The organism is Pseudanabaena sp. 'Roaring Creek', from assembly GCF_001402795.1.
Classification (GTDB): domain Bacteria; phylum Cyanobacteriota; class Cyanobacteriia; order Pseudanabaenales; family Pseudanabaenaceae; genus Pseudanabaena.
Genome location: NZ_LIRE01000207.1, coordinates 1 through 6,931 on the forward strand (window position 1 = coordinate 1; position 6,931 = coordinate 6,931).

General features: G+C 46.1%; 4 protein-coding genes. 1 reads left to right on the plus strand and 3 read right to left on the minus strand.

Going from position 1 to position 6,931, the window contains the following annotated elements:
- Positions 1-201 precede the first annotated feature (201 nt).
- From AC805_RS06730 to dnaA, 3 genes are all read right to left on the minus strand, one after another.
- Positions 202-1,038 (minus strand): RimK family alpha-L-glutamate ligase, encoded by an 837-nt coding sequence (locus AC805_RS06730; protein WP_055074705.1) that lies wholly within the window; start codon positions 1,036-1,038, stop codon positions 202-204.
- Between the two features lie 162 nt (positions 1,039-1,200).
- Positions 1,201-3,843 (minus strand): alanine--tRNA ligase, encoded by a 2,643-nt coding sequence (gene alaS, locus AC805_RS06735; protein WP_055074706.1) that lies wholly within the window; start codon positions 3,841-3,843, stop codon positions 1,201-1,203.
- 159 nt (positions 3,844-4,002) lie between these two features.
- On the minus strand, positions 4,003-5,484 hold the full coding sequence (gene dnaA, locus AC805_RS06740) for a chromosomal replication initiator protein DnaA (protein WP_055074707.1): 1,482 nt from the start codon (positions 5,482-5,484) through the stop codon (positions 4,003-4,005).
- A gap of 84 nt (positions 5,485-5,568) precedes the next feature.
- On the opposite strand from dnaA, the gene pdxA reads away from it, so the two are divergent.
- Positions 5,569-6,711, plus strand: a complete 1,143-nt coding sequence (pdxA, locus tag AC805_RS06745; protein ID WP_055074708.1) for a 4-hydroxythreonine-4-phosphate dehydrogenase PdxA — start codon at positions 5,569-5,571, stop codon at positions 6,709-6,711.
- Positions 6,712-6,931 lie beyond the last annotated feature (220 nt).

Sequence of the window (6,931 nt, forward strand, 5' to 3'; positions counted from 1 at the left end):
AATAGGACATAAACCCCAAGAATTGATTGGCGGCGCTTCGCGCCGCCAATCAATTCTTGGGGTTTGATTTGTCCTAAGTCAAGTGACTGTAGCTATAGATATCGCCAGTTTTGTTAGGACAGAAAATAAGCCCCAAAATAGTGTTACCGTGCTCCGCACGGTAACACTATTTTGGGGTGATACAGTTGGCGGCAGCGATAACTATGCTGGTGTGCTTAAATACTTTAAAATCCTTTCAAAAAGATTCACGATCGCATCTTCTCCATTGTCGCGAATGAAGATATCAAAGTTAGGATGGGAATTTGCTTCAATTAACCAGTACTTACCCTGATCGTCTAGCGCCACATCTAGCCCAACATAGGCGATCGGCATTTTCTGGAAAATAGGTTGAATAAACTTAGCGATCGCCTCTAAAGTTTCTGGGTCGTTTACGTTCTTGGCGATCGCGCCCTCCCAATGCAAAGGGCTGAGATTGCCCGTAAACTCCGCCTGCGAAAAATCCTTGTCATACAAAATTATCTGTTCGCTATTGAGACAGACAGAGCGATATTCTTTCACAATATGGATCGGCTCTTGAGCAAGGGCAACATAGTCATAACTCTTAGAATTAATATTAAAGATGATATTTAAAGCATTTCTCATTTGCTGCGGATCGTGGCATTTGAAAACATTGCTTCCCCCCGAACCCCGATTTCTTTTTAAAATGAGTGGCAACTCAAAATGTTTCTCGATTTCCGTCAGGATTTCGTCAATGGAAGAAAATTGTAAATACTCTTTATATTTCTCATCGCAATAGGGAGAAATATAAGACATAGTGCGCGGCATCTTCACCACATCTTGGAAAACTTGATAAAAATACTGTTTATCTTTAAAAATTTCGGCAACAGATTGAGGAGTCAATGGTGTTGCATAGTTAGTGAAGTAAACTGCGCGATCGCGCAGTTTAACTTTGACTAAATTCTGATTGGGATGCAAGATCTCATAGTCAAAGGACAACTTTTTACAAGCTGCCATTAACATTTTGATATTCGTCAGCATAGTTATTAAAGTTATTAAACTCTACAAAATCAGTTGGGAAAATCGAAAGGGTGATTGGCGGTGCTTCGCGCCGCCAATCACCCTTTCGATTTTTTGTTCTATAACGTGGCGACAGCTATAAAACATAGAAAAAACTAAAAACCAAAAACCAAAAACTAAAAACTAAGAATTGCTCAGAACTTGTCTTAATTGAGTTTCAGCCGCTTCAAGTGCTTCTGGTAACTTACTTGCATCCTTGCCACCAGCTTGGGCGAGGTTGGGACGACCGCCGCCGCCGCCGCCGCAGATTTTCGCGATCGCGCCGACAAATTTACCCGCTTGCAGTCCTTTCGCTATAACCTCTTTACTAAAGCAGGCAACCAATGTCACCTTCCCATCTGGGCTAAAAGACCCAAGGACGACCGCACTATGTCCTAACTTTGCCGCTAGTTTTTCGGCAGCAGCTTTCAGAGCTTCTGCTTCGATATCGGGAAGTTGCGCGACTAGGATCTTAAAGGAACCCACCGCTTCGGCTTCATGGATGAGGGTGTCAGCTTTGACGAGGGCTAATTCTTGTTTGAGAGTTTCCACCTCTTTGTGGGCAGTTTTAAGCTCCTGTTGCAGCCCTGTAATCCGATCGCTAATTTCTTCAGGTTTAATCTTGAAGCGATCGCTTAAATCCTTGGCGATATTGTCGCGGACGGTTAAATATTCGAGGACTGCTTGACCTGCGATCGCTTCGATCCGCCTTACCCCAGAGGCAACACCAGCTTCCGAAATGATTTTAAATAAACCAATTTCGCTAGTATTTTTTACATGAGTGCCGCCGCAAAGTTCCATTGATACGTTAGGAATATCCATGACGCGAACTTCGGCTCCATATTTTTCGCCAAACATGGCGATCGCTCCCTTAGCCTTGGCTTGAGCAATTGGCATCACTTCAATTACCGAATCATGGGCTTCGGCAATCCAGTTATTGATTTGCAACTCGATTTGCTGAATTTCGGCAGCAGTCACGGCTCGATTGAGATTGAAGTCAAAACGGAGGCGATCGCCATCAACCAAAGACCCAGCTTGGGAAACATTAGGATCGACGATCTTTTTGAGAGCGGCTTGTAATAGGTGGGTGGCGGTATGATGTGCTTGGATGCGGCGACGATCGGATAGGGCTATTTGCGCGTTAACATTATCCCCGACCGTAATTTCACCCCGTTCTATCTGTCCGATGTGAACGAATAAATCGGCTTGTTTCTGGACATCACTAATCTGGGCGATCGCTTCACCAATGGCGAGATAGCCCTTATCTCCCACCTGTCCGCCTGACTCGGCATAAAAAGGAGTACGATCTAAGACGATTTGGACTTTATTACCTGCGATCGCCGTTTTTACGGATTCTCCATTAACCAGAATCTTTTTCACCTGAGCGGAACTGCCCAGTTCCTTGTAACCGAGAAATTCCGTTTTCCCAATTTCCTTGGCAATATTTACCCAGCTATCCTTTGCCATCAGATCGATGTCTTCATGGGCGGCTTGCGATCGCTCCTGTTGCTTCTTCATTTCCGCCTCAAATCCTGCCGCATCGACGACAAAACCTTCTTCTTCCGCAATTTCTTGGGTCAGTTCAAGCGGAAATCCGTAGGTGTCATAGAGCGTGAAAGCATCTACACCTGAGATCGTCTTACTCGATTGCGATGCAGCTTTTTCGAGGATTTCTACCAGTAATTTTTCGCCTCTCTCTAGGGTTTGTAAGAAACGAGTTTCCTCTATTTGAATTTCGTCTTTAATGACTTTTTCCCTTTCACGGGTGTTGGGATAGACTGATTCCGAAAGAGCGATCGCCACTTCTGCTACTTCCGAGGCAAAGGTTCCAGAAATGCCAATCAAGCGTCCATGCCGCACCACACGCCGCAATAGACGACGCATGACATAGCCACGCCCGACATTGGAAGCATTAATACCATCAGCAATCATATGGACGACCGAACGCACGTGATCGCCGATCACCTTCAGCGAAGTCTTTACCTTTTCATCGCTCTGGTGATAATCGAGCCCTGCCAGATCGGCAGCTTTTTTGACAATTGGAAAGATTAAATCCGTTTCGTAGTTATTGGGAACGCCTTGCAATACCTGAGCCATCCGTTCCAATCCCAAGCCCGTATCAATATTTTGCTTTTTGAGTTTGGTGAGACTGCCATCGGCTTCGCGATTTAATTCCATGAATACGAGGTTATAAATCTCTAGAAATCGCGAATCATCTTCTAAATCAATCGCATCATCGCCCAATTCAGGATGAAAATCAAAATAGATTTCGGAACATGGACCACAGGGACCCGTCGCCCCCGATGCCCAGAAGTTATCGTCACCCATCCGCTGAATCCGATGGGCGGGAATACCGATCGCATCTCGCCAAATCGCAAAAGCATCCTCATCGGTGTGATAGACACTTACCACTAGGCGATCGGGCGGTAATTGAAATACTTTCGTGACTAATTCCCATCCCCAAGCGATCGCTTCTTTTTTGAAGTAATCGCCAAAGCTGAAATTGCCTAACATTTCAAAAAATGTATGGTGACGTGCCGTTCTGCCGACATTTTCAATATCATTTGTCCGAATACATTTCTGAGATGTCGTAGCACGAGGGACTTCCGCCTCCTGCTGTCCTAAAAAAATTGGCTTAAATGGTAGCATTCCCGCGATCGTCAGTAATACCGTCGGGTCGGCAGGGACGAGCGAGGCACTAGGCAATACCTTATGATCGCGCTCCTCAAAGAACCTGAGGAATTTTGACCGAATTTCAGCACCAGTAAGAGAAGGAAGGCTAGCCATAAAAGTTTGAACTAATTTTGAACTAATCAAGACAGGTAAATTTTTTGTACATGTATTGTAGCAACGTAAGTTTTGCTTAGAGCAGAAAACCGAAAAGATGAGTAGCAGCGCGAAGCCCTGCTACTCATCTTTTGCCTTTTGAGTCGCTATGAATTCTCCCTAATTTTTAGTTTGGGCAACTAGGTAAATGCGATCGCTTAATTGGCGTAATAACTGAGCAATATCCCCATCAGTGGACTGCAATTGGGCAACTTTTTCGCAGCTATACATGACCGTAGTATGGTCTTTACCACCAACTGCCTCGCCAATTTTGGGCAAGCTGAGATTCGTATGTTGGCGCATCAGATACATCACGTATTGACGGGCTTGACTAATTTCGCGGCGGCGAGAATTGCCCAGCAGATCGGCTAGATCGATATTTAGGGTTTCGGTAACCACACTTAAAACCATCTCCGCCGAAACTTCCACAGGCTCTTTAGGGGGATTCAGCACGGGTGCGACATTTTCCACCGTCATGGGCAGCCCTGAAATCGAAATATAGGCAACGGTTCGCACCAAGGCTCCTTCCAATTCGCGAATATTGGAAGTGTAGCTGGCGGCGATGTAATGGAGGACATCGGCGGGAATTTTGAGGTTGTCATATTCGGCTTTCTTTTGCAAAATTGCCATGCGGGTTTCCAGATCGGGAACTTGGATATCGGCAATCAAGCCCATTGAAAAGCGCGAGCAAAGACGCTCTTGTAAACGGGGAATCTGGGCAGGAGGGCGATCGCTCGCTAATACAATTTGTTTGCCCGTTTCATAGAGCGTATTAAAAGTATGGAAAAACTCCTCTTGGGTGTATTCCTTGCCTTCAATAAATTGAATATCATCGACGATCAACATATCGATCTCCCGATATAGCTCCCGAAATCTCTGCATACTATCTTTACGAATTGCCGAGATCAGATCGTTCGTGAACTGCTCCGTCGATACATAGGCAATTCTAGCTTTTGGATCGATTTCCAGACGGTAATGGGCGATCGCTTGCATCAAATGGGTCTTGCCTAAACCTACGCCACCACATAAAAACAAGGGATTAAACTCACGCCCAGGCGCTTCAGATACAGCCAGAGCTGCCGCATGAGCCATCCGATTGGTGGAGCCAACTACAAAACGATTGAAATTATACTTGCGGTTGAGGTTGCTAGGACGCGGTGCATTGCCATTACTCTCTGCCTGAGAATTACTCTGACCATTGTCAAGGGGCGGTGCGGGAATGGCGGCTGCCATGGCTTGCACAGCCTCAGCGGCGATCGCTGTTTCAAGCATCCCATCCTGACTAACTTCATTTCTACCGTCAAGATTTAGATTGAGTTCGGGTTGTCCCGTCGGCGGATCGCTACTAGGAGCCGCGACGATATGAATTTCGACAGGATAACCAAGGATCTCGGTAACCGCATCGGTAATATTCTGAAAATAATACTTATGCAGCCAATTTTTGGCAAAAAGAGAGGGCGTACGAATTGTTAAGCGATCGGCCGTAAGCCCATCCGCCACAACTGTCTTGATCCATCCTTCATAGGTAGGACGGCTAAGTTGGCTTTCAAGCAGTTCGAGGACTTGATTCCAGAGGGTTTCTAAGGAAATATCAACTGACATCGTTGGTGGTGGTCAAGAGGGCTAACGGCGGATCACGATCTTATCGCGTGTATTAAAATTTTGGAGAATTACTTAATTGACTTAATGAATACTCTGCGGAATTCCCATATAAGCTCTGTAGCAAAATCTCATTCTAGCTCTAGAGCGCGAATAGCTCTCACTATAGGCGATCCCGCAGGAATTGGTACGGAAATCATTCTAAAGTCTCTTGCCTCTCGCCATTTAGATGTTTCTGTAGAGCCAAATTTAGATGGCTCTCTAGGACGTACTTTAGACCGTGATTTATGTAGTTTAGAGGCTACATTCACGATCTTTGGCGATCGCCGTTACTTGCAAGAAAACTATAATTTGTTAATAAATCATAGCAATCTGCCGCTTGCTGACCCCTCTCGCTTAGAGATCGTTGATATTTGCACCGATGGCGATATTGCCTTGGGGATCGGTAATCGGACAAGTGGGGCAGCAAGTTTTGCTTATCTAGATGCGGCGATCTCGGCAACCTTGGCGGGGGATTTTGATGCGATCGTCACCGCCCCGATCGCCAAGTCAGCATGGAAACAAGCGGGGCATCACTATGCTGGGCAAACAGAACTACTTGCTGAGCGTAGCCAAGTTGATGATTTTGGTATGCTGTTTGTGGGCAAGTCTCCCCATACCGACTGGGTATTGAGGACTTTGCTAGCCACAGTACATATTCCTTTACAAGAAGTCACGCAGAGGCTCACCCCCCAACTGATCGAGCAAAAATTAGAACTATTAAGGCGATCTCTATGGCAGGACTTTGGGATCGCTAACCCGCGCATTGCGATCGCGGGGATCAATCCCCATAGTGGTGAACAGGGGCAACTGGGACGGGAGGAGCTGGAATGGTTGCAACCTGCGATCGATCGCTATCGCCAACAACACCCCAACGTCCAACTTAGCAACCCCATTCCTCCCGATACCATGTGGCTCAATCCTGCCAAAGCTTGGCACGATCGCGATCGCACTGACCTTGGTTATGACGCTTATCTGGCGATGTATCACGATCAGGGTTTAATTCCCGTCAAGCTTTTAGCCTTTGATCGGGCGGTGAATACCACAATCGGATTGCCCTTTGTGAGGACATCACCCGATCACGGTACTGCCTTTGATATCGCTGGCAAGGGCATCGCCGATCCCGCCAGCACGATCGAAGCGATCGCCTTAGCGGTAGAACTGGCAAATATACGCAAGCTTGGTTCTTAAGCTTAAAGAAAATAATGACGGCGCTTCGCGCCGCCATTATTTTCTTGGGTTCCTAGTAGACAGTCAAAGATAATTTGGCGGGTAAAATAAAGGGACAGAAAATAGTAAGGAAAAAGGTATGTCAGCAAAACGATACAAAGTGACATTAACCGAAGAAGAACGCCAAAAACTAGAACAAATCACTAAAAATGGTAAGTCGGCAGCAGCCAAAATTAACCAT

Coding starts and splice junctions, on each gene's coding strand:
- AC805_RS06730 (WP_055074705.1), bottom strand. CDS start 1,038: ATGCTGACGAATATCAAAATGTTAATGGCAGCTTGTAAAAAGTTGTCC.
- dnaA (WP_055074707.1), bottom strand. CDS start 5,484: ATGTCAGTTGATATTTCCTTAGAAACCCTCTGGAATCAAGTCCTCGAA.
- alaS (WP_055074706.1), bottom strand. CDS start 3,843: ATGGCTAGCCTTCCTTCTCTTACTGGTGCTGAAATTCGGTCAAAATTC.
- pdxA (WP_055074708.1), top strand. CDS start 5,569: ATGAATACTCTGCGGAATTCCCATATAAGCTCTGTAGCAAAATCTCAT.